This is a genomic window from Pseudomonas sp. GW822-FHT03F08 (assembly GCF_058801265.1).
Genome location: NZ_JBXANC010000013.1, coordinates 92,787 through 117,710 on the forward strand (window position 1 = coordinate 92,787; position 24,924 = coordinate 117,710).

Consider the following 24,924-nt stretch of genomic DNA (forward strand, 5'->3'; position numbering starts at 1 on the left):
CGCTGCGGCGGTGGATGGAAAACGGCAATGCGTGATCTGAGCGAGCAGGAACAATTCTGGCAGGGCGAGTTCGGCAACCAGTACGTCGACCGCAATGTCGGGCAACCGCTGGTGGCGGCCAATCTGGCGTTGTTCGCCAAAGCGCTGACCCGGGCCGGACGGATCGACAGCCTGCTGGAGCTGGGCACCAACGCCGGCAACAACTTGCAGGCGCTGCGTCAGCTGTTGCCGCGCTGTGAGTTGTTCGGCGTCGAGATCAATGCCAGTGCCTGTGCCCAGGCGCGTGCGCTGGAGATTGCGAACATCTGGCACGGCTCGCTGTTCGATTTCCCCCGCGAGCGCCGCTACGACCTGACGCTCAGCAAAGGCGTGCTGATTCATCTGGCCCCGGAGCTGTTGCCGACCGCCTATGCGCAGTTGTACGAGTTGAGCCAGCGCTACATCCTGATCGCCGAGTACTACAATCCGTCGCCGGTGGAAGTGTCCTATCGCGGCAACAGCGGCAAGTTGTTCAAGCGCGATTTCGCCGGGGAAATGCTCGATCGCTATCCCGATCTGCAACTGCTGGATTACGGCTTCGGTTATCACCGCGATCCACAATTTCCGCTGGATGACGTCACCTGGTTCCTGCTGGAAAAACGCCCTTGAGCAACGTCGCAATCATCCCGGCCCGCGGCGGAAGCAAACGCATTCCGCGCAAGAACCTCAAACCGTTCGACGGTGTGCCGATGATTGCCCGTTCGATTCGCACGGCGCTGGATTCGGGGTTGTTCGACCAGGTGGTGGTCAGCACCGATGACGAAGAGATCGCCGAACTGGCGCAGGCCCATGGTGCGCAGGTGCCGTTCTTGCGTCCGGCGGAGCTGGCCGATGATTTCACCGGCACCGCAGCGGTAATTGTGCATGCCTTGCAGCAACTGCCGCGCTTTGATTACGCCTGCTGCGTGTACGCCACGGCGCCGTTGTTGCAGGCGCGGTTTCTGCGCCAGGGGCTTGAGTTACTGGAGCAGCATCCCGACAAGTCCTTTGCTTTTTCGGTCACCGATTTCGGCTTTCCGGTGCAGCGTGCCTTGACCCTCGACGGGCAGGGCGCGCTGACGGCGTTGTACCCCGAGTTTCGCAATACCCGTTCGCAGGATCTGCCGGCTGCCTTTCAGGATGCCGGCCAGTTCTACTGGGGGCGCAGCGAGGCCTGGCTGCGTGGCGAGATTCTGTATTCGCCGGTCAGTCTGCCGGTGATCCTGCCCCGGCATCTGGTGCAGGACATCGACACCGCTGAAGACTGGAAACGCGCCGAATACCTCTACGCTGCACTCAAGGCTGGCGGAGAGCTGCAATGAGAGTACTGATCCGCGCCGATGCTTCGCCGACCATCGGCAGCGGCCATATCGCCCGTTGCCTGACGCTGGCGCGGGTGTTGCGCGCCCAGGGCAGTCACGTCGCGTTTGCCTGTCGTCGCTTGCCGGGCCATCGGCTCGATGCGTTGCAGGGCGAAGGCTTCGAGACGTTCGCCTTGCCGGATCGATACACCGACGAGGACCCGGAACAGGCCATCGAATCGATGCTGCCGTGGCAGGCGGATATCGATGCACTGGAGACGCAGCTGGAAGGTCAGGCGGAATTCGACTGGGTCATCGCCGACCACTACGGCCTCGATCATCACTGGCAGACCGCAGCCCGTCGCTTTGCGCCACGGATCGCCGCCGTTGACGATCTGGCAACTCGCCGTTACAGCGTGGACCTGTTGCTCAATCAGAACCTCTCCGGTCTCAGCGAAAACTATCAGCCGCTGCTGCCGGCAGGTTGCCGAACGCTGCTTGGTCCGCGCTTTGCCATGTTGCGCGAAGAGTTCAGCGGCCCGGTTATCGAGATCAAACCCGTGGCGCGACGGGTGCTGGTGAACTTCGGCGGTTTCGACGCTGCCCGCCAGACCCATCACGCGATGCTGGCGCTGGCGGATTTTTCCGGGCTTGAAGTGGACTTCGTCGCCGGTGCCGACAACCCGGCATGGGCAGAGATGCAGGCACTGGCCGCAAGCCGGCCGAACTGGCGCCTGCACAGTTTCGTCAGCGATTTTCATCGGCGCATGACCGAAGCCGACCTGTTCATCGGCGCTGGCGGTGGCACCAGTTGGGAGCGCGCGGCCATGGGCCTGCCGACGATCTGCATCGCGGTGTCGAACAACCAGCAGGCCAACGGCGAGGTGATGGCCGCGGCCGGGGCGCATGTGTTCATGGGCGCACGGGAGCAGGTCAGCGTTGAACAGCTGCGCGATGCCGTCGGCTTTGTCGTGGGCAACTTTTATCTGCGCCAGAGCCTGGCCGAACGTTCGCGGCAACTGGTCGACGGGCGCGGCGCGCTGCGGGTTGCGGCGGCACTGGCCGGCGCGGTGCTCTCGTTGCGGGGCGCGACGCTGGACGATGCGCAGGTGTTGTTCGACGGACGCAACGCCGACGCTGTGCAGCGCTGGTCGGTGAAGAGTGGCGCGATCGAGTGGTCGCAGCATCTGAACTGGTTGAGCGCCAGTCTGCGCAATCCTCAACGGCTGTTGTTGATCGCCGAGGCCGATGACGGCCCGGTCGGTGTGTTGCGCTACGATCTGCGCGGCTTTGAAGCTGAGGTATCGCTGTATCTGCTGGAGGGGCGTTTCGGTCTCGGCTGGGGCAGGGCGCTGCTCACGCGGGGCGAGGCGTTCGTCACGGCGCACTGGCCGCAATTGACCGCGATCAGCGCACAGGTGTTGCCGGCCAATCGGGCCTCATTGAATGTATTTCGTGACGCCGGGTTCACCCAAAGTGCCTGCGCGTTCACCAAGGATTTGAAGGAACACCGTTCATGAACAGTTTCAAGATTGGCGATCGCCTGATCGGTGCCGACGCACCGCCGTTCATCATTGCCGAAATGAGCGGCAACCATAACCAGTCGCTGGACGTCGCCTTGCAGATTGTCGAGGCGGCGGCCAAGGCCGGGGCCCATGCCTTGAAGCTGCAAACCTACACCGCTGAAACCATGACGCTGGATCTGGCGGAAGGCGAATTCTTCATCAAGGATCCGAACAGCCTGTGGGCCGGCACGTCCCTTTACGACCTGTACGAAAAGGCCCACACGCCCTGGGAATGGCACGCACCGATCTTTGCCCGGGCCAAAGAACTGGGCATGCTGGCGTTTTCGACGCCGTTCGATGACAGCGCCGTGGATTTTCTTGAAAGCCTCGACGTGCCGGCCTACAAGATCGCCAGTTTCGAAAACACTGATCTGCCACTGATTCGCCGTGTTGCGGCGACCGGCAAGCCGCTGATCATTTCCACCGGCATGGCCAGCATCGCCGAGCTCGACGAAACCGTGCGCGCTGCCCGTGAAGCCGGGTGCAAGGATCTGGTGCTGCTCAAGTGCACCAGCACCTACCCGGCGACGCCGCTCAACAGCAACGTGCGCACGATCCCGCATCTGCGTGAGTTGTTCGGTTGTCAGGTGGGGCTGTCCGATCATTCGATGGGCGTTGGTGTGTCGGTGGCGGCTGTGGCACTCGGTGCGACGGTGGTTGAAAAGCACTTCACCCTCGACCGCGCGGCGGGCGGGGTGGACGCCAGTTTCTCGCTGGAGCCTGCGGAAATGGCCGCTCTGGTGCTGGAAACCGAGCGCGCCTGGCAGGCTATGGGTCAGGTGCATTACGGCGTGACCGAGGCTGAGAAAAAGTCTCTGGTCTACCGTCGGTCGCTGTACGTCACGGCCGACATGGCGGCCGGTGAACCCTTCACGGCGGCCAACGTGCGCGCCATTCGTCCCGGTCTCGGTCTGCCGCCCAAGCACACCGACGCCGTCCTCGGCCGCCGCGCGCGCGCGCCGATCAAGCGCGGCACGCCGCTGGACTGGTCACTGGTCGAATAACCCGATCTGCACCGATTCGGCAAAATAGCGTGACCTGCGAGTCATAACGCGCATCTTCACTGTATTGTATTGACCGGGGAGATGGCGCCTGGCCCGTTATCGGTTGCAGTGATAGCCCTTTGCGCTCCCCGTGGCTGCCCTTTGTGGCGGCCGTTTTCTGTTTGTCGGCGCCCCTCGAAATCCTTGCGAGCGGTGGTATTGGGCTGTTTATTATTGGGAAGCCGTAATGATTGGCATAAAAAGCATTGCGAGCTACGTTCCTGTAGCCGGCGTGGACAATTACGCACAAGGTGCAAAATTCGAGAAGGATGAAGAATTCATCCTCGGCAAGATCGGTTCGGCCTTCCTCCCACGTAAAGACGCGGAACAGGAAACCTCCGATCTGTGCGTTGAAGCGGCCAATGCGCTGTTTGCCAACAACCCTGAACTGAAACGTGAATCCATCGATGCACTGATCGTCGTCACCCAGAATGGTGACGAAGAAGGCTTGCCGCACACCGCTGCGATCGTCCAGGACAAGCTCGGCCTGCCGACCAACGTCGCCGCGTTCGATATTTCCCTGGGTTGCTCCGGTTACGTCTATGGCATCTACGCGATCAAGGGCTTCATGGAAGCCGCCGGCCTGAAGAACGGCCTGCTGATCACCGCCGACCCGTATTCGAAGATCGTCGACCCGGAAGACCGCAACACCACCATGCTGTTCGGCGATGCCGCTACCGCGACGTGGATGGGCGAAAATCCGGCCTGGGCGCTGGGCAAGGCCAAGTTCGGCACCGACGGTTCCGGTGCGCCGCACCTGAAAGTCACCGATGGCGTGTTCTTCATGAACGGTCGTCAGGTGTTCAACTTTGCGCTGCTGAAAGTCCCGGCGCACTTGCATGAGTTGCTCGACGATTCCGGCCTCAAGGCCGATGACATCGATGCATTCTGCATTCACCAGGGCAGCGCGGCGATTGTCGATGCCGTGGCACGACGCTTCGAAGGCGAGCCGGAGAAGTTCATCAAGGACATGGTCGAGACCGGTAACACCGTGTCGTCCAGCGTTCCGCTGCTGCTGGAAAAACACGTGCTGGATTCCGACTGGCAGCGCATTGCGATCAGTGGTTTCGGCGTCGGTCTGTCGTGGGGTTCGGCGATTATCTATCGTCCTTGAAACGGCTAAAAACGACGGATACAAAAATAGCGTTCAAGGGTTAACCTTGAACGCTATTTTTTTTGCCTGAATGGAGCGTGAGGCACCATGAGCGAATTCTTCCAAGCCAACGCTGAAGTCATCGAGCGACGCTGGCCGGCACTGTTCGCACGGTTGATGAACGAAGACAGTTCGGCGATCGAAGCCGAGCTGACGCAGGGGCTCGGTTCGACGCTGAGCATCGGCGGGATTCAGCTCACCAGTCGCCATGACCGCCTCCACGAAGCCCGGATCCAGGCCGCCAGCCTGCCGGCGGACAAGCCGCAACTGCACGTCTACGGCACCGGTCTCGGGGATTTACCGGCGGTACTGCTGGAGCGCGCCGGGCTTGAACGACTGTATGTTCACATTCTCAATGGCGCGCTGTTCGCCCTGGTGTTGCAACTGATCGATCAGCGGCAGTGGCTGGAAGAGGCGCGGGTAGAGCTTCTGTACGCCGGAGACCTGACGGACATCTGCACGCCGTTTTTTGCCTTGCCGACTGAAATGCTGCTGGCCGATGACTTCAACGCGAAGATTCGTGATCGGCTGGTCAGTGAGGTGCACCTGAGTTTCAACAATCGTGAGTTCGATCCGCATTCGCCCTTCATTTTGCAGCGTCTGCAGGACTGCCTGCCGGTGCTGCTGGCTGACGATGATGTGGCGCAATTGTTCGGTACTTGTGCCGGCCGGGAAGTCTACGTGATCGGCACCGGGCCGACGCTTGAGCAGCATTTCGAGCGACTCGCAGCGATCCGTGAGCGCGACGAGCGCCCGCTGTTCATTTGCGTGGATACCGCTTACCGACCGCTGCGCGAGCACGGGATCGTGCCCGACTATGTGGTGAGCATCGATCAGCGCATCAGCTTTCGGCATTTGCCTTTCGAAGAATCCGACGGCATCCCGCTCGTGTATCTGCCCATGAGCGACCCTGAGGTATTGAGGGCCTGGAAGGGCAAGCGTTACGGCGGCTATTCGCTCAGCCCGGTCTATGCGGCATTGCGAGAGCAACATCCACGGGCGCTGCTGCATGTGGGCGGCAGCGTGATTCATCCGGCGGTGGATCTGGCGGTGAAGATGGGGGCGGCGCGGATCACCCTGTTCGGTGCCGACTTCGCGTTTCCGATGAACAAGACCCACGCCGGCTGGCGTGATGGTGATCTGGGGCCGTCGGTGAACCAGGCACGGCACTGGGTGCGTGACGGCTTCGGCGAGCGCGTCAGTACGCAGCTCAATTTCCGCGGCTATCTGTGTGTGCTGGAGCGTTACATCGCCAGCCAGCCCCAAGTCGAGTTCTTCAACAGTAGCCGCGCAGGTGCGTTGATTGCCGGGGCGCGCTTCAACCAGGAGTTCGTGCAATGAGTGCGCTGCAAGGCTGTGTCGACGAATGCCGGCGGTGTGCAGGCCTGTTTCGCCTGGGACGTGATGTCGAAGCGGCGCTGGACATGGTCGATGTGTTCGAGGGGGCGCAGCAGTTGCTGGTGTCCGCCTCGCCGGATATCCAGCAGTCGTGGGCGCACCTGCTCACACAAATGCTCGATTGCCAGGAGCGTCAGGACTGGCTCGGGCTTGCCGACTTCATGGAGTACGAGTTGATCCGGTTGCTGGAAAGTTCTGCGGCTTGAGGAAAGCCGACAGCGCTGGCCCGCAGGTTTGCGCGGCGGACGGTTTTATGGCGTCATTTTTTCGCAGGTAAAGTGCTGCTAAGTCTTTGTTTTCAGGGGGGTGGCAGGGTGATGGCAAAAATTTTCAAAAAAGCCCTCAAGCAACCTGCAAACCCGACGATAACTATTACGAAGGTTCTCTAGGCCATACCCGGCGGTTGCCAGGGCCGGAAGCCGCAGTACCCAACCAACGAGGAATTCGTCATGGCTTTAACAGTAAACACTAACACCACGTCGTTGAACGTTCAGAAGAACCTGAACCGCGCCTCCGACGCTCTGTCGACTTCGATGCAGCGCCTGTCTTCCGGCCTGAAAATCAACAGCGCTAAAGACGACGCTGCTGGCCTGCAAATCGCTACCCGTATGTCCTCGCAGATCCGTGGTAACACTCAGGCGATCCAGAACGCCAACGACGGTATCTCCGTTGCTCAGACCGCTGAAGGCGCTCTGCAAGCTTCGACCGACATCCTGCAGCGTATGCGTGAACTGGCTGTTAAAGCTCGTAACGGTACCAACGGCACTGCTGACCAGACCGCAACCAACGCTGAATTCGCTCAGATGTCTGACGAAATCACCCGTATCTCGGCTGCTACCAACCTGAACGGCAAAAACCTGCTGGACGGTTCGGCTGGTACTGTGACCCTGCAAGTTGGCGCCAACACTGGCTCCGCCAACCACATCGACCTGGTACTGAGCGGCAAGTTCGACGCCGTCAGCCTGTCGGTAGGTAGCGGTACTGTTGTTCTGACCGGTGCTACTTCGGCTGCCGCCGCTTCGAACATCGACAACGCGATCACCGCGATCGACGCTGCAATTGCGAACATCAACGCCACTCGCGCCGCTCTGGGTGCTTCGCAAAACCGTCTGACCAGCACCATCCAGAACTTGCAGAACATCACCGAGAACACCACTGCTGCACAAGGTCGCGTACAAGATACCGACTTCGCCGCAGAGACTGCTAACCTGACCAAGCAGCAAACCCTGCAACAGGCTTCGACCTCTGTTCTGGCTCAAGCCAACCAACTGCCTTCCGCTGTACTGAAGCTGCTTCAGTAATTTCGGAATGAGTTTTGGCGGGGGAGTGCGCTTGTCGTGCTCTCTCGCTTTTTCACGTTAGGAGGTGATGAGCATGGACATGAGCGTAAAGCTTAACGTGACTTATCCGGCTCCCAAGCCAGCCAATACTGTCACTGACAAGCCCTCGGAAGCGAAGCCGCAGGCTGCTGACGCCGTTACTGCCGTGAAAGACAGTCAGGAAACGGATGAAAGCAAATTGAAGCTGGCGGTGCAGGAGATCGAAAAGTTCGTACAGTCGATCAAGCGCAATCTGGAATTCTCGATTGACGAGCATTCCGGGAAAGTCATCGTCAAGGTGATTGCAAGCGAGACGGGCGAGGTCGTACGACAGATCCCCTCCGCAGAAGCGCTGAAGCTGGCAGACAGCCTCGCCAACGCGAGTCACGTGTTGTTCGACGCCAAAGTCTGATAGCTGGCATGAATAGTGTTTGAAGTTCTTTAGGCGCCGACAAGGGTCAAAAGACTGGCAACAACCCCAAGGGAGATGCACATGGCAAGTCCAATTTTACCGGGTACGGGCCTGGGCTCCGGCCTGGACATTGGTGCGATCGTTACTGCGCTGGTCAATGCCGACAAGTCGCCGAAGCAGACGCAGATCGATGCCACGACCAAAACCAACACGCTGAAGATCTCCGGTATCGGTACGCTGAAGAGTGCGCTGACGACATTCCAGACGGCGATGGCCAACCTGGGCAGCAAGACCAACCCTGCGTTTTCCGGTTACACCGCCACGTCGGCGACTCCGACTGTTCTGGGCGTGACTTCGGATAACACCGCAGTGTCGGGTACATACAGCGTAGTTGTGCAGAAACTGGCCACAGGCTCGAAAGTAGCCAGTGCATCCTTTGCCGGTGGTGCTGCCAGTGCCATTCCGAGTGGTACCCTGAAAATCAGTCAGAATGGCACTGATTACAATGTCGCGATCCCGGCGAACGCGACTTTGCAGAGCACTCGCGATGCAATCAACTCGGCTCAGGCTGTCAATGGTATTTCCGCGAACATCGTGACCGACAGCTCCGGATCTTCGCGTCTGGTGATCAGTTCGAGCAAGACGGGTGCGGGTTCTGATCTGACAGTCAGCGGTATTGCCGGTCTTGAGATCGATGGTACCCAGCCGATGGGGGCGACCCCGGCACCAGGTGCCTCCGGCTCGGTCAATGGCCTGGCACAGGATGCGCAGCTGACCATCGACGGTCTTCAGGTAAGCAGCAAGAGCAACACGGTCACTGGCGCCATCAGCGGTTTGACGATGAACCTGCTGACTGTTCCTGCTACGGCCGGAACACCGGTTACGGTAACCGTTGATGCCAACACCAAGGGTTTGCAGACGTCCGTTCAGTCTTTCGTCGACGCCTACAACACCCTGAAGAGCACCATCGATACGCTGTCCAAGGCAACGCCGGACGAAAATGGCAAGCTGACCGTTCAGGCAGCGTTCACCGGTGATTCCCTGCCGCGTTCGCTGATTGCCGACATTCGTGCGCAGTTGACTGCTCCGAGCGCCACGGCCGGTACCTCGATGGCCTATCTGTCGCAGATGGGGGTCATGACCGACAAGCTCACCGGTAACCTGACGTTCGATACCGTTGCGTTCAACAAGGTCATGTCCACGCCAGGCATGACCGGCAAGGTCCAGGACATGTTCACCGGCACCAACGACACCAATGGTCTGTTGACGCGCATGAGCAAGGCGGTGGATCCGTATCTCAAGCCATCGGCTGATGGCAAGACCACTACGGGTCTGCTTGATCAGCGCATGACGATCCTGAACAACAACACCAGGAACCTTACCAACCAGCAACTGGCACTGGACCTGCGGGTCGCCAACCTGACCAAGACGTTGACTGCCAAGTACAACGCCATGGACTTGCTGGTAGGGCAGATGAAGGCCACAGCGAGCAACATTACTTCGTTCTTCAGCTCGCTGAACGCTCAGCAATCTGCGAAGTAACATGCAAGCGCGACAAAAACCCGGCTACGCTTTCGAGCGTGTGCCGGGTTTTTGTCTTATGGTCTAAAGTTTTTCGACTCGCAGGCGATACACTGTTCATACGAGTCATTGTGGCAAATGAGGTAGAACATGAATCCGATGTTAGCCCTTCGGCAATACCAGAAAGTTGGCGCCCACGCTCAGACGTCCGAAGCGAGCCCTCACCGACTGGTGCAAATGCTGATGGAAGGCGGTCTGGACCGCATCGCTCAGGCCAAGGGTGCGATCGAGCGCAAGGATATTCCAGCCAAGTGCACGTCGATCAGCAAGGCGATCGGGATCGTCAGTGGTCTGCGTGAGGGCCTGGACCTGGAAAAGTCCGCGGACACGCTGGCTGATCTGGATGGCCTGTATATCTACATGATGAAGCGTCTTGCCGAGGCGAACATCAGCAGCGACCCGCGTATTCTGGACGAGGTCGCCGGCTTGCTGAGCACGGTAAAAGAAGGCTGGGACGCGATCGCTCCTACGCCCGCTCCTCAGTTCTAAGGAGATCACCATGAGTCTTGTATTGCAGCGAATCGAAGAAACCCGAGAGGCGTTGGTCGGTGCCCTGGCCGAGCGCAACTGGGAGGCCATCGGTCAATTGGATCTCGATTGCCGTTCCTGCATGGAAGATGTCTTGAGTGAAGCTTCGCTGGATGAAGTGGCACTGCGTGACAATCTTGAGGAGTTGCTGCATGTCTACAAGCAGCTTCTTGAGGTCGCCATGGGTGAGCGTCAGGCGATAGTCGACGAGATGTCGCAGATCACCCAAGCGCAGAGCGCGGCAAAGGTTTACCATCTGTTTGGTTAATTAACCCTCAGTTAATCCAGACATGTGCGCCATAAATTTGACTGTGCACGGTTTTTTGACTTAACTAGTGGCTGTTTTCAGATTTCAGGCGTCTACAGGCACAAGGTGTCCTGCAAGCGTCTCGCTTGCCCCTCGTTTCGGGCATTGAGTTGACTAGGGAAGTTGCTATTGCATGTGGCGTGAAACCAAAATTCTGCTGATCGATGACGATAGCGTCCGCCGCCGCGACCTGGCGGTGATTTTAAATTTTCTTGGCGAAGAAAATTTACCCTGCGGAAGCCATGACTGGCAGCAGGCAGTCGGCTCTTTGTCGTCTAGTCGTGAGGTCATTTGCGTACTGATCGGGACGGTCAATGCTCCTGGTGCGCTCTTGGGCCTGTTAAAGACACTCTCAACCTGGGATGAGTTCCTTCCGGTTTTGCTGATGGGCGATAATTCTTCGGTGGACTTGCCCGAAGACCAACGCCGCCGGGTACTTTCGACCCTCGAAATGCCGCCGAGCTACAGCAAACTGCTGGACTCCCTGCACCGTGCCCAGGTCTATCGCGAAATGTACGACCAGGCCCGTGAGCGCGGCCGTCATCGCGAACCCAACCTGTTCCGCAGTCTCGTCGGCACCAGCCGGGCGATCCAGCATGTGCGCCAGATGATGCAGCAGGTGGCCGACACCGACGCCAGCGTGCTGATCCTCGGCGAGTCCGGCACCGGCAAGGAAGTGGTTGCGCGCAACCTGCATTACCATTCCAAGCGTCGTGACGCGCCGTTCGTGCCCGTCAACTGCGGGGCGATCCCGGCAGAGCTGCTGGAAAGCGAGCTGTTCGGCCACGAGAAGGGCGCCTTCACCGGCGCAATCACCAGCCGCGCCGGCCGCTTCGAACTGGCCAATGGCGGTACGCTGTTCCTCGATGAAATTGGCGACATGCCGCTGCCGATGCAGGTCAAGCTGCTGCGCGTGCTGCAGGAGCGCACCTTCGAGCGCGTGGGCAGCAACAAGACCCAGAGCGTCGACGTACGCATCATCGCCGCGACCCACAAGAATCTCGAAAGCATGATCGAGATCGGCACCTTCCGCGAAGACCTCTACTATCGCCTGAACGTGTTCCCGATCGAGATGGCGCCGCTGCGTGAGCGCGTCGAAGACATTCCGCTGTTGATGAACGAACTGATTTCGCGGATGGAGCACGAGAAGCGCGGTTCGATCCGTTTCAACTCCGCCGCCATCATGTCCCTGTGCCGCCATGGCTGGCCGGGCAACGTTCGCGAGCTGGCCAACCTGGTGGAGCGCATGGCGATCATGCATCCGTACGGGGTGATCGGTGTGGTCGAACTGCCGAAGAAATTCCGCTACGTCGACGACGAAGACGAGCAAATGGTCGACAGCCTGCGCAGCGATCTGGAAGAGCGCGTGGCAATCAACGGTCACACGCCGGACTTCACCGCCAACGCCATGCTGCCGCCGGAAGGCCTTGATCTGAAGGACTACCTCGGTGGTCTGGAGCAGGGGCTGATCCAGCAGGCACTGGACGATGCCAACGGTATCGTGGCCCGTGCCGCTGAGCGCCTGCGCATCCGCCGCACCACGCTGGTGGAAAAGATGCGCAAGTACGGCATGAGCCGACGTGAAGGTGATGAGCAGGCGGATGATTGACGCCTGTTTTTCAACTGCTTCATTTATAAGCAGTTTTTTTTAGGCACGGGTATTGCTACGTCCCTCGCAACGTTCCGTTTAACTGACGGTCAGCCAAGCGAGAGAGCACAATGCCCCAAGCCTCCCAGATGTCTTCTGTTCCCGAGTCCTCGGGGCAACTGCCGTCCGTAGAGCAGGCCAGTCGGCAGGGTCTTGAGCAGGCGTTCGCGCTGTTCAACCAGATGTCGAGTCAGCTGACCGATTCCTACAGCATGCTTGAAGCGCGGGTCACCGAGCTCAAGGGCGAGTTGGCCGTGGTCAGCGCCCAGCGCATGCAGGAGCTGGCGGAAAAAGAACGTCTGGCCAACCGTCTGCAAAATCTCCTTGATCTGTTACCCGGTGGCGTCATCGTCATCGACGGTCACGGCATCGTGTGCGAGGCCAATCCGGCTGCCATCGATCTGCTCGGTTTACCCCTCCAGGGCGAGCTGTGGCGCCATGTCATCGCACGCTGCTTCGCGCCCCGTGAAGACGATGGTCATGAAATCTCCCTGAGAAACGGTCGGCGCCTGTCGATTGCCACCCGCTCGCTGGATGCGGAGCCCGGGCAATTGGTGCTGCTCAACGACCTGACTGAAACCCGTCACTTGCAGGATCAGCTCGCACGCCACGAGCGGCTGTCGTCGTTGGGGCGCATGGTCGCCTCGCTGGCTCATCAGATTCGCACGCCGCTTTCCGCCGCGCTGCTGTATGCCAGTCATTTGACCGAACAGGCGCTGCCGGTCGCCACTCAACAACGTTTTGCCGGGCGTCTCAAAGAGCGTCTGCATGAGCTGGAGCATCAGGTGCGCGACATGCTGGTGTTCGCTCGCGGTGAATTGCCGCTGACCGACCGCATCACGCCCAATGCCCTGATGCAGTCGTTGCAGGCCGCCGCGCTGACCCATGTGCAGGATCTGCCAATTCGCTGGCAGTGCGACAGCCATGCCGGTGAGTTGCTGTGCAATCGCGACACGCTGGTCGGCGCAGTCCTCAATCTGATTGAAAACGCGATTCAGGCCAGTGGCGGTGACGTGCGCCTGAAAGTGCATTGTTACACCCGCGACAACACCCTGCGCCTGTGCGTCAGTGACAACGGTGGCGGTATCGAACCGGCGGTGCTGGCGCGGCTGGGCGAGCCGTTTTTCACCACCAAGGTCACCGGCACCGGCCTGGGCCTGACCGTGGTCAAGGCCGTGGCCCGTGCTCATCAGGGACAATTGCAGTTGCGCTCGCGGGTCGGGCGCGGCACGTGCGCGCAGGTGATCCTGCCGATGTTTTCCGCTGTACAGGGAGCTGAGTGAAGGTCATGGGCATCAAGGTTCTGCTGGTCGAGGATGACCGTTCATTGCGCGAGGCGCTGGCCGATACGTTGTTGCTGGCCGGCCACGATTATCACGCAGTGGGTTCGGCCGAGGAGGCGCTGAAGGCAGTGGAGTGCGAGGCGTTCAGCCTGGTGGTCAGCGACGTCAATATGCCGGGCATGGACGGTCATCAGTTGCTCGGTCTGCTGCGCGCCCGCCAGCCGCAATTGCCGGTGCTGCTGATGACGGCTCACGGTGCCGTCGAACGCGCGGTCGATGCCATGCGTCAGGGCGCGGCGGATTATCTGGTCAAGCCATTCGAGCCCAAGGCGTTGCTGGACCTGGTCGCGCGCCATGCCTTGGGCAATCTCGGTTCAGCCGACGCGGAAGGGCCGATCGCGGTCGAGCCGGCCAGTGCGCAGTTGCTGGATCTGGCAGCGCGGGTGGCGCGCAGTGATTCCACCGTGTTGATTTCCGGCGAGTCCGGCACCGGCAAGGAAGTGCTGGCGCGCTACATTCACCAGCAGTCCCATCGTGCCCGTCAGCCATTCATTGCGATCAACTGCGCGGCGATCCCGGACAACATGCTCGAAGCGACATTGTTCGGTCACGAGAAAGGTTCGTTCACCGGCGCCATCGCGGCGCAGGCCGGCAAGTTCGAGCAGGCCGACGGCGGCACCATTCTGCTCGACGAAATTTCCGAAATGCCCCTGGGCCTGCAAGCCAAGCTGCTGCGCGTTCTGCAAGAGCGCGAGGTGGAGCGGGTCGGCGCGCGCAAGCCGATCACCCTCGATATCCGTGTGGTCGCGACCACCAACCGTGATCTGGCCGGCGAAGTGGCGGCGGGGCGGTTCCGTGAAGACCTCTACTATCGTCTGTCGGTTTTTCCGCTGGCCTGGCGTCCGCTGCGTGAGCGGACCGCCGATATCCTGCCGCTGGCCGAGCGTCTTTTGGCCAAACACGTCAATAAAATGAAGCATGCAATGGCGAAGTTCTCGCCAGAGGCGCAGGCGTGCCTGATCGGTTATCCATGGCCGGGCAACGTGCGCGAGCTGGACAACGCGGTCCAGCGGGCGTTGATTCTGCAGCAGGGCGGCTTGATCCAGCCGCAGGATTTCTGTCTGTCCGGGCCTGCGCTGTTCGCCCCGTTGCCGGTGGCGGTACCGACTGCGCCAGTCATTCGTGAAGTCGACATCGAGGCGGATTCGGCCGGCGCGCTGGGCGATGACCTGCGTCGTCGTGAGTTCCAGATGATCATCGACACCCTGCGCACCGAGCGCGGACGACGCAAGGAAGCCGCCGAAAAACTCGGTATCAGCCCGCGTACGTTGCGCTACAAACTGGCGCAAATGCGCGATGCCGGGATGGACGTCGAAGGGTATCTGTTCGCCACCTGACGGGTGGCGCAAACGTTTGAAAACGCATTTCTCGAAGCGGTGCCCGTGAGCTGGCACCGTTGTTGCTAACACCTGAGTACCCGCCGAGTGAGTGTCAAAAAATTGCGGGCCGCCCAAGAGAGTAGACCATGAGCCAAGGTATTGAAATTAATCGGTTGATGACGGACATGAAGGCCATGCAAATGGACGCCATGTCGAAGCCGAAATCGACTGCCGCCGTCCCTGAAGTGGCGGGCAGCAGCTTTTCCGACATGCTCGGTCAGGCCATCAACAAAGTGAACGATACCCAACAGGCTTCGAGCCAATTGGCCAACGCGTTCGAAATCGGCAAGAGCGGCGTCGATTTGACGGACGTGATGATTTCCTCGCAGAAGGCCAGCGTGTCGTTCCAGGCTCTGACCCAGGTGCGCAACAAACTGGTTCAGGCTTATCAAGACATCATGCAGATGCCGGTTTAAGGACGAGATTGAGTCATGGCAGAAGCAGTCGCCGATAACGTTCCGGCCAAGGCCACCCCGATAGACGGCAAACCGCCGCTGTTCGGCCTGTCCTTCCTGGAAAACCTCTCCGAGATGACCATGCTGCGTCAGGTGGGCCTGTTGGTCGGCCTGGCTGCGAGCGTGGCGATTGGCTTTGCCGTGGTGCTGTGGTCGCAGCAGCCGGACTACCGGCCTCTGTACGGCAGCCTTGCCGGTATGGACGCCAAGCAGGTCATGGACACTCTGGCCTCCGCCGATATTCCGTACACCGTTGAACCGAATTCCGGCGCCTTGCTGGTCAAGGCCGATGACCTGTCCCGTGCGCGACTGAAACTCGCGGCCGCTGGTGTCACTCCCAGCGACGGCAACATCGGTTTTGAGATCCTCGACAAGGAACAGGGTCTGGGCACCAGCCAGTTCATGGAAGCGACTCGTTATCGTCGCGGCCTCGAAGGCGAACTGGCTCGCACCATCTCCGCCCTGAACAATGTCAAGGGCGCGCGCGTTCACCTGGCGATCCCGAAAAGCTCGGTGTTCGTACGTGACGAGCGCAAGCCAAGCGCTTCGGTACTGGTCGAGCTGTACTCCGGTCGTTCGCTGGAGCCGGGTCAGGTCGTCGCCATCATCAATCTGGTGGCCACTTCCGTCCCTGAGTTGAGCAAGTCGCAGATCACCGTCGTCGACCAGAAGGGCAACCTGCTGTCGGATCAGGCGGAAAACTCTGAAATGACCATGGCCGGCAAGCAGTTCGATTACAGCCGCCGCATGGAAAGCATGCTCACCCAGCGTGTACACAATATTCTGCAACCGGTACTGGGCAACGATCGTTACAAGGCTGAAGTGTCGGCCGACGTCGACTTCAGTGCCGTCGAATCGACCGCCGAGCAGTTCAACCCTGACCAGCCGGCGCTGCGCAGCGAACAGTCGGTCAACGAACAGCGTACTGCCAGCAATGGCCCGCAAGGCGTTCCGGGTGCCCTGAGCAACCAGCCGCCGTCGCCAGCCTCGGCGCCACAAACCACCGGCGGTGCAGCAACCTCGACGAGCATGGTGCAACCTGGCCAGCCACTGGTTGATGCCAACGGTCAGCAGATCATGGACCCGGCCACCGGCCAGCCGATGCTCGCGCCGTACCCGGCAGACAAGCGTCAACAATCCACCAAGAACTTCGAACTCGATCGTTCCATCAGCCACACCAAGCAGCAGCAGGGTCGCCTGAATCGCCTGTCGGTGTCGGTGGTGGTGGACGATCAGGTCAAGATCAACCCGGCCAACGGCGAAACCACCCGTGCGCCGTGGAGCGCCGACGAATTGGCGCGCTTCACTCGCCTGGTGCAGGACGCGGTCGGCTTCGACGCCAGCCGTGGCGACAGCGTCAGCGTGATCAACATGCCGTTCTCCGCCGAGCGCGGCGAAGTGATTGCCGACATTCCGTTCTACTCCCAGCCATGGTTCTGGGACATCGTCAAACAAGTGCTGGGTGTGTTGTTCATCCTGGTGCTGGTGTTCGGCGTGCTGCGTCCGGTGCTCAACAACATCACCGGTGGCGGCAAAGGCAAGGAACTGGCCGGTCTGGGCGGTGACGTGGAACTGGGTGGCATGGGCGGTCTGGACGGTGAACTGTCCAACGATCGCGTCAGCCTCGGCGGCCCGACCAGCATCCTGCTGCCGAGCCCGAGCGAAGGCTATGACGCTCAGTTGAACGCAATCAAGAGTCTGGTGGCAGAAGATCCGGGTCGTGTGGCCCAGGTCGTGAAAGAGTGGATTAACGCAGATGAGTGATAACCGAGCCGCCGTCGCCAAACTGTCCCGGGTCGATAAAGCCGCGATTCTGCTGCTGTCCCTGGGTTCGACCGATGCTGCACAAGTGCTGCGCCACATGGGCCCCAAAGAGGTTCAGCGAGTCGGCGTGGCCATGGCCCAGATGGGCAACGTCCACCGTGAGCAGGTCGAGCAGGTCATGAGCGAGTTCGTCGACATCGTCGGCGACCAGACCAGCCTGGGCGTCGGCTCCGACGACTACGTGCGCAAAATGCTCACCCAGGCCCTGGGTGAAGACAAGGCCAACGGCCTGATCGACCGCATTCTGCTGGGCGGCAACACCAGTGGCCTCGACAGCCTGAAATGGATGGAACCGCGCGCCGTTGCCGACGTGATCCGCTACGAACACCCGCAGATCCAGGCGATCGTGGTCGCGTACCTCGATCCGGATCAGGCCGGTGAAGTGCTGGGCAACTTCGACCACAAGGTGCGTCTGGACATCATCCTGCGCGTCTCGTCGTTGAACACCGTGCAGCCGGCGGCACTGAAAGAATTGAACCAGATCCTCGAGAAGCAGTTCTCCGGCAACTCGAATGCCTCGCGCACCACCCTGGGTGGCATCAAGCGGGCGGCGGACATCATGAACTTCCTCGACAGTTCGATCGAAGGCCAGCTCATGGACTCGATCCGCGAAGTCGACGAAGACCTGTCCGGTCAGATCGAAGACCTCATGTTCGTGTTCAACAACCTGGCCGATGTCGACGACCGCGGTATCCAGGCGCTGTTGCGCGAAGTGTCCTCCGATGTGCTGGTGCTGGCCCTCAAGGGTTCGGATGAAGGCGTCAAGGAAAAGATCTTCAAGAACATGTCCAAACGTGCTGCCGAACTGCTGCGCGACGACCTCGAGGCCAAAGGCCCGGTGCGCGTCAGCGACGTGGAAACCGCGCAGAAGGAAATCCTCACCATCGCCCGCCGTATGGCCGAAGCCGGAGAAATCGTGCTCGGTGGCAAGGGCGGCGAGGAAATGATCTAACACCATGGGCAAGAACGACGACGATGTAACGGACCTGATCCGTGCCCGGGACGTTCGCGGTTTCGAAACCTGGGCGATCCCGAGTTTCGATCCGCCGGCACCGGAACCCGAGCCGGAACCGGAGCCCGAACCACCGGAAATGGAAGAAGTGCCGCTGGAGGAAGTCCAGCCACTGACCCTGGAAGAACTCGAAAGCATCCGTCAGGAGGCTTACAACGAGGGCTTCGCCATCGGCGAAAAAGAAGGTTTCCACAGCGCCACCCTCAAGGTGCGTCAGGAAGCCGAAGTGGTTCTCACCGCCAAGGTCAACAGCCTCGAGCAGTTGATGGTGAACCTGTTCGAGCCCATCGCCGAACAAGACACGCAGATTGAAAAGTCGCTGGTCGACCTCGTGCAGCACATCGCCAGACAGGTGATTCAGCGCGAACTGGCCATCGACTCGACGCAGATCGAACACGTCATGCGCGACGCCCTCAAGCTGTTGCCGCTGGGCGTGGGCAATGTGCGGCTGTACGTCAATCCGCAGGACTTCGAACAGGTCAAAGCCCTGCGCGAACGTCATGAGGAAACCTGGCGTATCGTCGAGGACGAATCGCTGCTGCCGGGCGGTTGCCGGGTCGAAACCGAACACAGCCGGATCGATGCGAGCATCGAAACCCGCGTCAGCCAGATCATGGCCAAGCTGTTCGATCAATTGCACGAACAAGCCCTGCACCCGGCCGCGCCGGACATGAGCCTGGATCTGCCGGAAGCGCCGAAGCCGGCACCTGTCACCGACGAGCCGCTCGCGGACGCCCCCGATGCGCCTTGAACGCACCAGTTTCGCCAAGCGCCTGAGCACCTACGCTGAAGCCGCCGAAATTCCCGGTGCGCCGATTCTCGAAGGGCGCCTGCTGCGCATGGTCGGCCTCACGCTCGAGGCCGAAGGTTTGCGCGCTGCCATGGGCACCCGCTGCATGGTGATCAACGACGACAGCTATCACCCGTCGCAGGTTGAAGCCGAAGTCATGGGTTTCTCTGGCAGCAAAGTTTTCCTGATGCCTGTTGGCAGTGTTGCCGGTATTGCGCCGGGCGCCCGTGTGGTGCCGCTGGCCGATACCGGTCGCTTGCCGATGGGCATGAGCATGCTCGGTCGCGTGCTGGACGGCGCCGGACGTGCGCTGGACGGCAAGGGCGGCATGAAGGCCGAAGACTGGGTGCCGATGGATGGCCCGACCATCAACCCGCTCAACCGTGACCCGATCAGCGAACCGCTGGACGTCGGCATTCGTTGCATCAACGGTTTGTTGACGGTCGGTCGCGGCCAGCGTCTGGGCCTGTTCGCCGGTACCGGCGTCGGTAAATCGGTATTGCTCGGCATGATGACCCGCTTCACCGAGGCCGACATCATCGTTGTCGGCCTGATCGGTGAGCGGGGTCGAGAAGTTAAAGAATTCATCGAGCACATCCTCGGTGAAGAAGGCCTCAAGCGTTCGGTGGTGGTTGCATCCCCAGCGGACGACGCGCCACTGATGCGTCTGCGCGCGGCGATGTACTGCACGCGGATCGCCGAGTATTTCCGCGACAAGGGCAAGAACGTCCTGTTGCTGATGGATTCCCTGACCCGTTTCGCCCAGGCCCAGCGGGAAATCGCCCTGGCCATCGGCGAGCCGCCGGCGACCAAGGGCTATCCGCCTTCAGTGTTCGCCAAACTGCCGAAACTGGTGGAGCGCGCCGGTAACGCGGAGAAGGGCGGGGGTTCGATCACTGCCTTCTACACCGTATTGTCCGAGGGCGATGATCAGCAGGACCCGATTGCCGACTCGGCGCGAGGCGTGCTCGACGGCCACATCGTGTTGTCCCGGCGTCTGGCCGAAGAAGGTCATTACCCGGCCATCGATATCGAAGCTTCGATCAGCCGGGTGATGCCGGCGGTGGTCTCGCCGGAGCACATGACCCGTGCGCAGTACTTCAAGCAGTTGTGGTCGCGCTATCAGCAGAGTCGCGATCTGATCAGCGTCGGTGCCTATGTTGCCGGTGGTGACCGCGAGACGGACCTTGCCATCAATCTGCAGCCGCAACTGGTCAGATACTTGCGTCAGGGCCTGAACGACAGCATCAGCCTGGGTGAAAGCGAGGCGTACCTCGAAACGATTTTCGCCCCTGCGGCCGGCGGGTAACCGGCCATGGCCCTGAGCCGAGCCGCGCGTCTGGCGCCGGTGGTGGAAATGGCCGAAAAAGCCGAGAAAACCGCCGTGCAACGCCTGGGTTATTTCCAGGGGCAGGTGAAGGTGGCCGAAAGCAAGCTCGCCGACCTGCATGCCTTTCGTCTGGATTACTCCGAACAATGGATCGTGCGCGGCAGCACGGGCGTGTCCGGGCAATGGCTGCTGGGTTTTCAGGGCTTTCTGGCGCAACTCGACACCGCGGTCGATCAACAGCGGCAAAGTCTGCAATGGCACCAGAACAATCTGGACAAGGCGCGTGACGCCTGGCAGCAGGCGTTTGCCCGGGTCGAGGGGCTGCGAAAACTTGTACAACGCTACCGCGACGAAGCCCAGCGCGCCGAAGACAAGCGTGAGCAGAAGCTGCTGGACGAGTTGTCCCAACGCCTGCCGCGCCGTGATGCCTACTGACGGGTTGATCTCTGACAGTTTCCGGCGACTTCCTGCCTTGCCCCTTACCCTTGCAAGTGCTAAACCTTGTACAGGTTCGTCAATGACAAGGAAGCCAGTACATGTCAGTCGTTACAGAAGTCTCTCCGGATGGGCAAAAGCTGACGATTTCGATCAAGGGCCGGTTCGATTTCGGACGCCATCAGGAGTTTCGCGAGTCCTACGAGCGACTCAATAAAAAGCCCGACGCCATCGTGGTGGATCTCAAGGATGCCACCTATCTCGACAGTTCGGCTCTGGGAATGCTGCTTCTGCTGCGCGATCACGCCGGTGGTGACGACTCGGACGTACGAGTGATCAACAGCAATTCGGATGTGCGCAAGATCCTCGCCATTTCCAACTTCGACAAACTGTTCGACATCAGTTGACGGCCATGCAGCCGCAAGAACCGCTGACGATCCTGATCGCCGAAGACAGCGCCGCCGACCGTCTGCTGTTGTCGACGATCGTGCGTCGTCAGGGGCATGTCGTGCTGACGGCTACCAATGGGGCTGAAGCGGTCGCGGTGTTTTCTGCTCAGCAGCCGCATCTGGTGTTGATGGATGCCATGATGCCGGTGATGGATGGCTTCGAAGCCGCGCGGCAGATCAAGGTGCTGGCAGGTGAAAACCTGGTGCCGATCATTTTCCTCACGTCGCTGACCGAGAGCGAAGCCTTGGTGCGATGCCTGGAGGCCGGCGGTGACGACTTTCTGGCGAAGCCTTACAACCAGGTGATCCTGTCCGCCAAAATCAAGGCGATGGATCGCTTGCGTCGCCTGCAAGCCACGGTGCTTGAGCAGCGCGACCTGATTGCCCGGCACCACGACTACCTGCTCAACGAGCAGCGGGTCGCCAAGGCCGTATTCGACAAGGTCGCGCATTCCGGTTGCCTGAGTGCGCCGAACATCCGCTATCTGCAATCCCCCTACGCACTGTTCAACGGCGATCTGCTGCTGGCGGCCTACACGCCGGCCGGTGACATGCATGTGTTGCTCGGTGATTTCACCGGGCACGGTCTGCCGGCGGCGGTCGGTGCCATGCCCCTGGCGGAAGTGTTCTACGGCATGACGGCCAAGGGCTATGGCCTGGCCGAAACCCTGCGGGAAATGAACGCCAAGCTCAAGCGCATCCTGCCGGTGGACATGTTCTGCTGCGCGACGCTGCTCTGCCTGAGTTTTCAGCGCCGCAGCGTGGAAATCTGGAATGGCGGCATGCCCGACGGTTATCTGCATCGCATCGCCACGGGCGAGCGGGTGCCGCTTGCGGCGCGGCATCTGCCGCTGGGTGTGCTCAGCCCGCAGGCCTTCGACGATCAAACCGAAGTGCTGTCGATGGCGGTGGGTGACCGTGTGTTCCTGTTGTCCGACGGCGTGATCGACACCTGCGATGCCAATGATCAGTTGTTCGGCGTCGAGCGCTTGCAGCGGGTATTTGCCGACAATCGCCAGCCGGATCGGCTGTTTGCCGAGATCGAGCAGGCGTTGCAGGATTTTCGCGGCGAAGCCCGGGACGATGTGAGCATGGTCGAGGTCAGCCTGCTGGAAATGGCGCAGGTCAATCCGTCGGCGCCGGTGTATTCCGACAGCGGTCAGTCGTGCCCGCTGGATTGGTCGGTGAGCTTCGAATTTCGCGGTTCCACCCTGAAACGCTTCAATCCGTTACCCTACCTGCTGCAATTGCTGCTTGAGGTGCATGGCTTGCGCACGCAGAGCGGGGCGTTGTACAGCGTGCTCGCCGAGCTTTACTCCAATGCGCTGGAGCACGGGGTGTTGGGGCTGGACTCCAGTCTCAAACGCGATGCTTCAGGCTTTGCCCGCTATTATGAGCAGCGTAATGCTCGACTGGATGCCTTGCAGGATGGCTATGTGCGCGTGCACTTGCAGGTCCGCCCGGAAGGCGAGGGTGGTTGTCTGATCGTGCGGGTGGAAGACAGTGGCAAAGGCTTTGACGTGGCCCGGGTGATGGAGCGGCCACTCGACGGTGTCCGTTTGTCGGGGCGTGGCGTCAGCCTGATCCGGCAACTGAGCAGGAATCCGAGCTGGTCAGACGATGGTCGCAGTGCTCGCGTGGAGTTTTTCTGGGAGGCTCTGGCATAATCCGCGCATTCTTGATCAAGGAGTGAACAAGTGACTGATGCCTGTGTAGATCGCGACGTACTGAGTGCGTTGCAAGAAGTCATGGAGGATGGCTATCCGGAGTTGCTGGATACGTTCCTGGCAGATTCCGAAGCGCGCCTGCGTGAATTGCAAAAGACCGCCGATGCCGACGCCTTGTCGTCGGTGGCTCATAGCTTCAAAGGCAGTAGCAGCAATATGGGGGCGACCCGTCTGGCCGAGCTTTGCCAGGAGCTGGAGCTGCACGCGAGGGACAAGAGCCCGTCCGAAATCATCAAGCTGGTGGCTGACATCCATAACGAGTTTGCGGATGTGCGCCCCGTCTATGAAGCCGAGCGACAGCGCTCTCCCGCCCATTGAGCCAGCCGTCCGGCGTTTTTATTCGGCGCCGGACAAAACTGGCCCGGCACTTGCAGTCATCTCGTTCAACTGTACCTACGATCCCAGTGCAGCGGAGACCGTGCCATGCCTGCTACCCCTAACATTCTTATTCAGACTGCCGCCCAGGCCAAGGCGCAAGCCGCCTCTGCCAAACCGTCAGTGGTGGCCGCAGGCCCCGGGGACAAGGCTTCAAGCTTCGCTCAGGTGTTTGCCGATCAGGGACAGAACAAGCCTTCCGTTACCACCGATAACTCGGTGAAACCTGCACGCGACAAGGACACCGGCAGCGTCAGCAAGAAGGACAGCGGCAAGGATCAGTCTGCCGCCCCCGAGCCGGCCGTTGCCGATAGCGGCAATGCCTTGCCCGCCGACAAAACGTCGTCGACCGCAACGGATGACGCGGTGGCCAGCGACGATACATCCGATACACCGACCACGCCGGTCGCCGACACCACGCCTGTCGTAGATCCGACGCTGGACCCGGCGCTGATGCAAGTCGCGCAGCCGGTCGTCACGCCGCCGGTCGTGGCGGCGCCAGTCGTTGAAACACCCGTGAAGCCTGAAACCCAGGCGCCAGCGGTGGCTGCATTGCCGGCGGCCGCCACGGCGGCGCCTGCCGCCGACAGTGATTTCGATCCCGAGGCCGATCCGCTCGACTCGATGCCGGCCGTGCGTATGGCGATGGAGCAGAGCGGTCACATTTCCGCTTCCAGCCAGTCGCAGCCCAAGGCGACGCCGGCCCAGGCCCAGGCTGATGGCGAGTTGACCTCGGCTCAGACCTTCGCCGCCGGCATGGCCAGCATGCTGGATGTGCAGGCTGACAAGGACAGCACCAGCCAGGGCGGGGAAAAGGCCTTCAGTGGTCTGATCGACGATGGTTTGAAAGACCTGAAATCCGCCACCAGCGATACCCGCGTGGATGACTTCGCCAACCGTCTGGCGGCGCTGACTCAGGCGGCCACACCGAAAACCGCCAACGCGGTGCCGGTGAACCAGCCGATCGCCATGCATCAGAGTGGCTGGACCGAGGAAGTGGTCAACCGCGTCATGTACCTGTCGAGCAACAACCTGAAAGCCGCCGATATCCAGTTGCAGCCGGCCGAGCTGGGTCGTCTGGACATTCGGGTGAACATGGTGCCGGACCAGCAGACCCAGGTGACCTTCATGAGCGCACACCCGAGTGTTCGCGAAGCGCTCGACGGCCAGATGCATCGTCTGCGTGACATGTTCACGCAGCAAGGCATGGGGCAGGTCGATGTCAACGTTGCCGACCAGAACCGTGGCTGGCAGGGGCAAGGCCAGGAACAGGCGCAACAGGGGCAGCAGGGTGGTCGCACCAGCGCCGCCGGCGGTCGCCTGGACTCGTCGGAAGAAGAGTTGACGCCTGCGGCCGTGGCTGAAGCCGCCGCTCAAACCACTAGCGTGATCGGCAGCAGCGCCGTCGACTACTACGCCTGATTCATCCTCCCCCGAGGGAGCGGCCCTGTCCGCTCCCTCGTCTGTTTTGCCACCGCTCTCCATTCCCCTCCGACACTTCTGGCATAACACTTGCTCTTGCCTTGCCGTGC

25 protein-coding genes are annotated in these 24,924 nt (G+C 60.8%); all 25 read left to right on the plus strand.

Features of this window, described 5'->3' with window-relative positions; translation table 11 throughout:
* The first annotated feature begins 27 nt into the window (after positions 1-27).
* The 25 genes from AC1RME_RS26975 to AC1RME_RS27095 all read left to right on the plus strand — a co-directional run bounded on the left by AC1RME_RS26975 (position 28) and on the right by AC1RME_RS27095 (position 24,814).
* Positions 28-648 carry a pseudaminic acid biosynthesis-associated methylase gene (locus AC1RME_RS26975; protein ID WP_273539367.1) on the plus strand — a complete coding sequence of 207 codons (621 nt, stop codon included), beginning with the start codon at positions 28-30 and terminating at the stop codon, positions 646-648.
* Positions 645-1,340 (plus strand): pseudaminic acid cytidylyltransferase, encoded by a 696-nt coding sequence (gene pseF / locus AC1RME_RS26980; RefSeq protein ID WP_493091989.1) that lies wholly within the window; start codon positions 645-647, stop codon positions 1,338-1,340. Before AC1RME_RS26975 ends, pseF begins: the two co-directional genes overlap by 4 nt.
* A complete protein-coding gene (gene pseG / locus AC1RME_RS26985; RefSeq protein ID WP_493091990.1) occupies positions 1,337-2,839 on the plus strand; it encodes a UDP-2,4-diacetamido-2,4,6-trideoxy-beta-L-altropyranose hydrolase in 1,503 nt (500 codons plus the stop codon). The genes pseF and pseG overlap by 4 nt, the downstream gene beginning before the upstream one ends.
* A complete protein-coding gene (gene pseI, locus AC1RME_RS26990; protein WP_096822192.1) occupies positions 2,836-3,888 on the plus strand; it encodes a pseudaminic acid synthase in 1,053 nt (350 codons plus the stop codon). The genes pseG and pseI overlap by 4 nt, the downstream gene beginning before the upstream one ends.
* A 226-nt stretch (positions 3,889-4,114) precedes the next feature.
* The gene (locus AC1RME_RS26995; RefSeq protein WP_096822191.1) at positions 4,115-5,041 is read left to right on the plus strand and encodes a ketoacyl-ACP synthase III; all 927 of its coding nucleotides are present in this window, start codon (positions 4,115-4,117) and stop codon (positions 5,039-5,041) included.
* Positions 5,042-5,128: 87 nt separating this feature from the next.
* The gene (locus AC1RME_RS27000; RefSeq protein WP_096822190.1) at positions 5,129-6,421 is read left to right on the plus strand and encodes a motility associated factor glycosyltransferase family protein; all 1,293 of its coding nucleotides are present in this window, start codon (positions 5,129-5,131) and stop codon (positions 6,419-6,421) included.
* The gene (locus AC1RME_RS27005; protein WP_096822189.1) at positions 6,418-6,684 is read left to right on the plus strand and encodes a hypothetical protein; all 267 of its coding nucleotides are present in this window, start codon (positions 6,418-6,420) and stop codon (positions 6,682-6,684) included. Before AC1RME_RS27000 ends, AC1RME_RS27005 begins: the two co-directional genes overlap by 4 nt.
* Before the next feature lie 243 nt (positions 6,685-6,927).
* Positions 6,928-7,779 carry a flagellin domain-containing protein gene (locus AC1RME_RS27010; RefSeq protein WP_064594348.1) on the plus strand — a complete coding sequence of 284 codons (852 nt, stop codon included), beginning with the start codon at positions 6,928-6,930 and terminating at the stop codon, positions 7,777-7,779.
* Between the two features lie 73 nt (positions 7,780-7,852).
* Positions 7,853-8,209, plus strand: coding sequence for a flagellar protein FlaG (locus AC1RME_RS27015; RefSeq protein ID WP_096822188.1), 357 nt, complete (start codon positions 7,853-7,855; stop codon positions 8,207-8,209).
* Between the two features lie 81 nt (positions 8,210-8,290).
* Positions 8,291-9,751 carry a flagellar filament capping protein FliD gene (gene fliD / locus AC1RME_RS27020; protein ID WP_096822187.1) on the plus strand — a complete coding sequence of 487 codons (1,461 nt, stop codon included), beginning with the start codon at positions 8,291-8,293 and terminating at the stop codon, positions 9,749-9,751.
* Between the two features lie 129 nt (positions 9,752-9,880).
* The gene (gene fliS, locus AC1RME_RS27025) at positions 9,881-10,279 is read left to right on the plus strand and encodes a flagellar export chaperone FliS (protein ID WP_096822186.1); all 399 of its coding nucleotides are present in this window, start codon (positions 9,881-9,883) and stop codon (positions 10,277-10,279) included.
* Positions 10,280-10,289: 10 nt separating this feature from the next.
* A complete protein-coding gene (gene fliT, locus AC1RME_RS27030) occupies positions 10,290-10,586 on the plus strand; it encodes a flagellar protein FliT (RefSeq protein ID WP_096822185.1) in 297 nt (98 codons plus the stop codon).
* 172 nt (positions 10,587-10,758) lie between these two features.
* Positions 10,759-12,234, plus strand: a complete 1,476-nt coding sequence (locus AC1RME_RS27035) for a sigma-54 dependent transcriptional regulator (protein WP_003222863.1) — start codon at positions 10,759-10,761, stop codon at positions 12,232-12,234.
* A 110-nt stretch (positions 12,235-12,344) separates the two neighbouring features.
* Positions 12,345-13,556, plus strand: coding sequence for a sensor histidine kinase (locus AC1RME_RS27040; protein ID WP_096822184.1), 1,212 nt, complete (start codon positions 12,345-12,347; stop codon positions 13,554-13,556).
* 5 nt (positions 13,557-13,561) lie between these two features.
* Positions 13,562-14,953: a sigma-54-dependent transcriptional regulator gene (locus tag AC1RME_RS27045; RefSeq protein ID WP_096822183.1), complete on the plus strand. Its 1,392-nt coding sequence runs from the start codon at positions 13,562-13,564 to the stop codon at positions 14,951-14,953.
* A gap of 128 nt (positions 14,954-15,081) precedes the next feature.
* On the plus strand, positions 15,082-15,411 hold the full coding sequence (fliE, locus tag AC1RME_RS27050; RefSeq protein ID WP_096822182.1) for a flagellar hook-basal body complex protein FliE: 330 nt from the start codon (positions 15,082-15,084) through the stop codon (positions 15,409-15,411).
* 15 nt (positions 15,412-15,426) lie between these two features.
* Positions 15,427-17,214, plus strand: coding sequence for a flagellar basal-body MS-ring/collar protein FliF (gene fliF / locus AC1RME_RS27055; protein WP_096822181.1), 1,788 nt, complete (start codon positions 15,427-15,429; stop codon positions 17,212-17,214).
* Positions 17,207-18,226 carry a flagellar motor switch protein FliG gene (gene fliG / locus AC1RME_RS27060; protein ID WP_007958288.1) on the plus strand — a complete coding sequence of 340 codons (1,020 nt, stop codon included), beginning with the start codon at positions 17,207-17,209 and terminating at the stop codon, positions 18,224-18,226. The genes fliF and fliG overlap by 8 nt, the downstream gene beginning before the upstream one ends.
* A 4-nt stretch (positions 18,227-18,230) precedes the next feature.
* The gene (gene fliH / locus AC1RME_RS27065) at positions 18,231-19,037 is read left to right on the plus strand and encodes a flagellar assembly protein FliH (RefSeq protein ID WP_096822180.1); all 807 of its coding nucleotides are present in this window, start codon (positions 18,231-18,233) and stop codon (positions 19,035-19,037) included.
* Entirely contained in the window at positions 19,027-20,385 is a 1,359-nt protein-coding gene (gene fliI, locus AC1RME_RS27070) for a flagellar protein export ATPase FliI (protein WP_096822179.1), read from the plus strand. Before fliH ends, fliI begins: the two co-directional genes overlap by 11 nt.
* Before the next feature lie 6 nt (positions 20,386-20,391).
* Positions 20,392-20,841 carry a flagellar export protein FliJ gene (gene fliJ, locus AC1RME_RS27075; protein ID WP_085733745.1) on the plus strand — a complete coding sequence of 150 codons (450 nt, stop codon included), beginning with the start codon at positions 20,392-20,394 and terminating at the stop codon, positions 20,839-20,841.
* Between the two features lie 101 nt (positions 20,842-20,942).
* The gene (locus AC1RME_RS27080; RefSeq protein WP_096822178.1) at positions 20,943-21,248 is read left to right on the plus strand and encodes an STAS domain-containing protein; all 306 of its coding nucleotides are present in this window, start codon (positions 20,943-20,945) and stop codon (positions 21,246-21,248) included.
* Between the two features lie 5 nt (positions 21,249-21,253).
* Positions 21,254-22,957 carry an ATP-binding SpoIIE family protein phosphatase gene (locus AC1RME_RS27085; RefSeq protein ID WP_096822177.1) on the plus strand — a complete coding sequence of 568 codons (1,704 nt, stop codon included), beginning with the start codon at positions 21,254-21,256 and terminating at the stop codon, positions 22,955-22,957.
* A 30-nt stretch (positions 22,958-22,987) separates the two neighbouring features.
* Positions 22,988-23,335, plus strand: coding sequence for an Hpt domain-containing protein (locus AC1RME_RS27090; RefSeq protein WP_096822176.1), 348 nt, complete (start codon positions 22,988-22,990; stop codon positions 23,333-23,335).
* A gap of 105 nt (positions 23,336-23,440) precedes the next feature.
* On the plus strand, positions 23,441-24,814 hold the full coding sequence (locus AC1RME_RS27095) for a flagellar hook-length control protein FliK (RefSeq protein ID WP_096822175.1): 1,374 nt from the start codon (positions 23,441-23,443) through the stop codon (positions 24,812-24,814).
* Positions 24,815-24,924 lie beyond the last annotated feature (110 nt).

What these genes read in the sequence shown, in the direction of transcription:
- AC1RME_RS26975 (WP_273539367.1), top strand. Translation starts at nt 28, where the DNA reads ATGCGTGATCTGAGCGAGCAGGAACAATTCTGGCAGGGCGAGTTCGGC.
- pseG (WP_493091990.1), top strand. Translation starts at nt 1,337, where the DNA reads ATGAGAGTACTGATCCGCGCCGATGCTTCGCCGACCATCGGCAGCGGC.
- pseI (WP_096822192.1), top strand. Translation starts at nt 2,836, where the DNA reads ATGAACAGTTTCAAGATTGGCGATCGCCTGATCGGTGCCGACGCACCG.
- AC1RME_RS26995 (WP_096822191.1), top strand. Translation starts at nt 4,115, where the DNA reads ATGATTGGCATAAAAAGCATTGCGAGCTACGTTCCTGTAGCCGGCGTG.
- AC1RME_RS27000 (WP_096822190.1), top strand. Translation starts at nt 5,129, where the DNA reads ATGAGCGAATTCTTCCAAGCCAACGCTGAAGTCATCGAGCGACGCTGG.
- AC1RME_RS27005 (WP_096822189.1), top strand. Translation starts at nt 6,418, where the DNA reads ATGAGTGCGCTGCAAGGCTGTGTCGACGAATGCCGGCGGTGTGCAGGC.
- AC1RME_RS27010 (WP_064594348.1), top strand. Translation starts at nt 6,928, where the DNA reads ATGGCTTTAACAGTAAACACTAACACCACGTCGTTGAACGTTCAGAAG.
- AC1RME_RS27015 (WP_096822188.1), top strand. Translation starts at nt 7,853, where the DNA reads ATGGACATGAGCGTAAAGCTTAACGTGACTTATCCGGCTCCCAAGCCA.
- fliD (WP_096822187.1), top strand. Translation starts at nt 8,291, where the DNA reads ATGGCAAGTCCAATTTTACCGGGTACGGGCCTGGGCTCCGGCCTGGAC.
- fliS (WP_096822186.1), top strand. Translation starts at nt 9,881, where the DNA reads ATGAATCCGATGTTAGCCCTTCGGCAATACCAGAAAGTTGGCGCCCAC.
- fliT (WP_096822185.1), top strand. Translation starts at nt 10,290, where the DNA reads ATGAGTCTTGTATTGCAGCGAATCGAAGAAACCCGAGAGGCGTTGGTC.
- AC1RME_RS27035 (WP_003222863.1), top strand. Translation starts at nt 10,759, where the DNA reads ATGTGGCGTGAAACCAAAATTCTGCTGATCGATGACGATAGCGTCCGC.
- AC1RME_RS27040 (WP_096822184.1), top strand. Translation starts at nt 12,345, where the DNA reads ATGCCCCAAGCCTCCCAGATGTCTTCTGTTCCCGAGTCCTCGGGGCAA.
- AC1RME_RS27045 (WP_096822183.1), top strand. Translation starts at nt 13,562, where the DNA reads ATGGGCATCAAGGTTCTGCTGGTCGAGGATGACCGTTCATTGCGCGAG.
- fliE (WP_096822182.1), top strand. Translation starts at nt 15,082, where the DNA reads ATGAGCCAAGGTATTGAAATTAATCGGTTGATGACGGACATGAAGGCC.
- fliF (WP_096822181.1), top strand. Translation starts at nt 15,427, where the DNA reads ATGGCAGAAGCAGTCGCCGATAACGTTCCGGCCAAGGCCACCCCGATA.
- fliG (WP_007958288.1), top strand. Translation starts at nt 17,207, where the DNA reads ATGAGTGATAACCGAGCCGCCGTCGCCAAACTGTCCCGGGTCGATAAA.
- fliH (WP_096822180.1), top strand. Translation starts at nt 18,231, where the DNA reads ATGGGCAAGAACGACGACGATGTAACGGACCTGATCCGTGCCCGGGAC.
- fliI (WP_096822179.1), top strand. Translation starts at nt 19,027, where the DNA reads ATGCGCCTTGAACGCACCAGTTTCGCCAAGCGCCTGAGCACCTACGCT.
- fliJ (WP_085733745.1), top strand. Translation starts at nt 20,392, where the DNA reads ATGGCCCTGAGCCGAGCCGCGCGTCTGGCGCCGGTGGTGGAAATGGCC.
- AC1RME_RS27080 (WP_096822178.1), top strand. Translation starts at nt 20,943, where the DNA reads ATGTCAGTCGTTACAGAAGTCTCTCCGGATGGGCAAAAGCTGACGATT.
- AC1RME_RS27085 (WP_096822177.1), top strand. Translation starts at nt 21,254, where the DNA reads ATGCAGCCGCAAGAACCGCTGACGATCCTGATCGCCGAAGACAGCGCC.
- AC1RME_RS27095 (WP_096822175.1), top strand. Translation starts at nt 23,441, where the DNA reads ATGCCTGCTACCCCTAACATTCTTATTCAGACTGCCGCCCAGGCCAAG.